We start from the raw sequence: 3,712 nt of genomic DNA on the forward strand, positions 1-3,712 counted from the left end.
CCGCACGCGTCAGCCCCGCCTCCCGCAGCACCGCCCCCACCAGGGCGAGGACCTCGTCCACCGCGACCCCCGCCCGCGCGCCGACACCGAGGTGCGCGGAGGGCGCCCCATCCGGTAGCAAAGGCCCATGGCTGTGGTCGTCGCGCTCGGCGCTTTCCTCATGACGCTCTTCGGCGGCTGGGTCGCGGGACGCGTCACCGACCGCCGCCACCTCGTCCTCGGCCTGGCCGGCGGACTCATGCTGGGCGTCGTCGGACTCGACCTGCTGCCCGAGGCGATGGAGGCCGCGGGCGACGAGGTCTTCGGCGTCCCGGAGGCGCTGCTGCTCTTCGTCGGCGGCTTCCTCCTCGCCCACGTCATCGAGCGGCTCCTCGCCGTACGCCGGGCCGCACACGGCGTCGCCGCCGACGAGCGGGTCCCGCAGGTCGGCATGACCGCGGCCGCCGCGATGGTCGGCCACAGCCTCATGGACGGCATCGCGCTCGGCGCGGCCTTCCAGGTCGGCGGCGGCATGGGCGCCACCGTCGCCCTCGCCGTCATCACCCACGACTTCGCCGACGGCTTCAACACGTACACGATCACCAGCCTCTACGGGAACGCCCGCCGCAAGGCCGTCGCGATGCTCGTCGCCGACGCCCTCGCCCCGCTGATCGGCGCCGCCTCGACCCTGCTGTTCACCCTTCCGGTGGAACTCCTCGGCAGCTATCTGGGGTTCTTCGGCGGCGCCCTGCTCTACCTGGCCGCCGCCGAGATCCTGCCGGAGGCCCACCACGACCACCCCGCCCGCTCCACCCTGCTGTGCACGGTGGCGGGCGTCGGCTTCATCTGGCTCGTGGTGGGCGCCTCCGGCGGCTGACCTCACCTGCGGTGCTCCCCGCCGCGGTGCCGCACGCCGCAGTGCTCCACGAAGCGCGCGGCGACCTCCGGGGACCCCGCCCAGTGGGTGTGGACGTAACTGGCGTGCACCCCGTCCTGGACGAAGCCCTCGACCCTCCGCTCGGGCTGCCGCAGCCCCCACGCGGCCAGGGCGCCGGCGCCCGGCTCGACGACCGTCCGGTGGAACTCGTGCCCCCGCAGCCGTGCGCCGGCCGGCGCGAGCACGCTGTCGCTGACGGCGACGGCGTCCCGGTAGCCCAGCGTCAGCCGCTCGGACATCCGCGCGTCCGCGTCCAGCACCCCGCACATGGGCGTGCCGTCCAGCGACCGCGCGAGGTACAGCAGCCCCGCGCACTCGGCGGCCACCGGCGCCCCCGAGGCGGCCAGCGCGGCGACCGCCTTGCGCAGCGGCTCGTTCGCGGACAGCTCGGCCCCGTACATCTCGGGGAAGCCGCCGCCTATGACGAGCCCGGACGTCCCCTCGGGCAGCTCCTCGTCCCGCAGCGGGTCGAAGGACACCACCTCGGCGCCCGCGGCCCGCAGCAACTCCGTGTGCTCGGCGTACGAGAACGTGAACGCCGCCCCGCCCGCGACGGCGACGACCGGCCGTCCGCGGTCCGGGGGCGGGCCCGGCGGCGCCCCGCGCGTCCACGCCCCACGAGGAGCCCGCCCACGACCCCTGCGGCTCCCACGCCTCGGTGGACAGCTCGGGCGCGCTGCGCGCCAGCGCCAGCAGCGCCTCCAGGTCGCATCCGGCGCGGACCTGCTCCGCCTGCGCGGCGACCGCCTCGACCGCCGCGGCCTGCCGCTCGGCGACCGGCACCAGCCCCAGGTGCCGCGACGGGGTCGCGACGGCGGGAGCCCGCCGCAGCACCCCGAGGACCGGCACCCCGGACTCGCCGAGCGCCTCCCGCAGCAGGTGCTCGTGCCGGTCCGTGGCGACCTTGTTGAGGATCACGCCCCCGATCCGCACCTCCGGGTCCCAGGACGCGAAGCCGTGCACGAGCGCCGCCACCGACCGCGACTGCGAGGACGCGTCGACGACCAGCACCACCGGTGCCCTCAGCAGCTTCGACACCTGGGCGGTGGAGGCGAGTTCACCCTGGTCGGCCGCGCCGTCGTACAGGCCCATGACCCCCTCGACCACCGCCAGGTCGCAGCCGCGCGCCCCGTGCTCGAAGAGCGGCGCGACCAGCCCCGTACCGCACATGTACGCGTCGAGGTTGCGGCCCGGCCGCCCGGTGGCGAGCGCGTGGTACCCGGGGTCGATGTAGTCCGGCCCCACCTTGTGCGGCGAGACCGCCAGGCCACGGCCGGCGAACGCGGCCATCAGACCGGTCGCGACCGTGGTCTTGCCCGCGCCCGAGGAGGGCGCGGCGATGACGAGACGTGCTACCACTCGATGCCCCGCTGGCCCTTCTGACCGGCGTCCATCGGGTGCTTGACCTTGGACATGTCGGTGACGAGGTCCGCGAAGTCGACCAGCTCCTGCGGCGCGTTGCGGCCGGTGATGACGACGTGCTGGTGCCCGGGCCGGTCGCGCAGCACCTGGACGACCTCGGCCGTGTCGATCCAGCCCCAGTGCAGCAGGTACGCGAACTCGTCGAGGACGTAGAACGTGTACTTCTCCTCGGCGAGGTCCCGCTTGACCTGCTCCCAGCCCTCGCGGGCCTTGTCCTCGTGCGACTGCTCGCCCTCGGCGACCTCGCGCTGGATCCAGGACCAGCCCTCGCCCATCTTGTTCCAGGTGACGGTGCCGCCCTTGCCCGTCTCGCCCAGGGCCTTGAGGGCGTTCTCCTCGCCGACCCGCCACTTGGCGGACTTGACGAACTGGAACACCCCGATCGGCCAGCCCTGGTTCCAGGCGCGCAGCGCCATCCCGAACGCGGCGGTGGACTTCCCCTTGCCGACGCCCGTGTGGACCATCACCAGCGCGCGGTTGCGGCGCTGACGGGTGGTGAGACCGTCGTCGGGTATGACGTTCGGCTGTCCCTGCGGCATCAGGCTGCCCTCCTGGCGGTGGTCTTCCGGTTTCCCTGTACGTCCCGGACGAGGCCGGCGATCGAGTCGGCGCGCAGCTCGTCCAGGGTGACGGCGGTGCCGCCGAGTTCACGGGCGAGCTCACGGGCCAGTCCGAGCCGCACCGGCCCGGACTCGCAGTCGACGACGACGGAGGCCGTGCCGTCGGCGGCGTGCAGCCGCGCCGCGCGGGCGGCGAGCGCCACCGGGTCGGCCCCGCCGCCGGTCGCCCGCCCGTCGGTGACGACGACGAGCAGCGGGCGGCGCGAGGGGTCCCGCAGCCGCTCGACGCGCAGGACGTCGTGGGCCCTGAGGAGCCCCGCCGACAGCGGCGTACGGCCGCCGGTCGGGAGCTTCTCCAGCCGGGCGGCGGCGGCGTCGACGGACGAGGTCGGCGGGAGCGCGACCTCGGCCTCGCGGCCCCGGAAGGTGACCAGGCCGACCTTGTCGCGCCGCTGGTAGGCGTCGAGCAGCAGGGAGAGGACGGCGCCCTTGACGGCGCTCATCCGCTGCCGGGCCGCCATCGACCCCGAGGCGTCGACGGCGAAGAGCACCAGGTTCCCCTCACGCCCCTCCCGGGTCGCCTGCCGCAGATCGTCCCGGCGGACCACGAGCCCGGGCCCGGTCCGCCCGCGCGCCCGCTGGTACGGGGCGGCGGCCTGCACGGTCGCGGCCAGGTGCAGCTTGGTCAGCGAGCCCCGGGGCCGTACGGATCCGGTGGTACGCCCGTGCTCGGTGCGGGCCCGGGAACGGCGCCCGGCCGCGCCCTCGCCCAGGCCGGGGACGCTGAGCACCTTCGTACGGAAGGGCTCGGAGG

3 protein-coding genes and 1 pseudogene are annotated in these 3,712 nt (G+C 75.2%); 1 reads left to right on the forward strand and 3 read right to left on the reverse strand.

The window, feature by feature from the left end; all coding sequences use genetic code 11:
• The first annotated feature begins 127 nt into the window (after positions 1–127).
• A complete protein-coding gene (locus EAO70_RS22760) occupies positions 128–856 on the forward strand; it encodes a ZIP family metal transporter (RefSeq protein WP_148004657.1) in 729 nt (242 codons plus the stop codon).
• A gap of 2 nt (positions 857–858) precedes the next feature.
• Here EAO70_RS22760 and EAO70_RS22765 read toward each other — a convergent pair.
• The 3 genes and pseudogenes from EAO70_RS22765 to EAO70_RS22775 form a co-directional block, all read right to left on the reverse strand.
• Positions 859–2,275, reverse strand: a pseudogene (locus tag EAO70_RS22765) (cobyrinate a,c-diamide synthase).
• Positions 2,269–2,877: a cob(I)yrinic acid a,c-diamide adenosyltransferase gene (gene cobO / locus EAO70_RS22770; RefSeq protein ID WP_148004658.1), complete on the reverse strand. Its 609-nt coding sequence runs from the start codon at positions 2,875–2,877 to the stop codon at positions 2,269–2,271. Before cobO ends, EAO70_RS22765 begins: the two are co-directional and overlap by 7 nt.
• Positions 2,877–3,712 (reverse strand): vWA domain-containing protein (locus EAO70_RS22775; RefSeq protein WP_148005308.1); only part of this gene is annotated, 836 nt, incomplete at its 5' end. The genes cobO and EAO70_RS22775, both read right to left, overlap by 1 nt.

Origin of the sequence: Streptomyces sp. adm13(2018), assembly GCF_008042145.1 — a bacterium.
GTDB lineage: Bacteria > Actinomycetota > Actinomycetes > Streptomycetales > Streptomycetaceae > Streptomyces.

Bases quoted from the DNA above. Each gene is read 5' to 3' on its own strand.
- EAO70_RS22760 (WP_148004657.1), top strand. From the start codon at position 128: ATGGCTGTGGTCGTCGCGCTCGGCGCTTTCCTCATGACGCTCTTCGGC.
- cobO (WP_148004658.1), bottom strand. From the start codon at position 2,877: ATGCCGCAGGGACAGCCGAACGTCATACCCGACGACGGTCTCACCACC.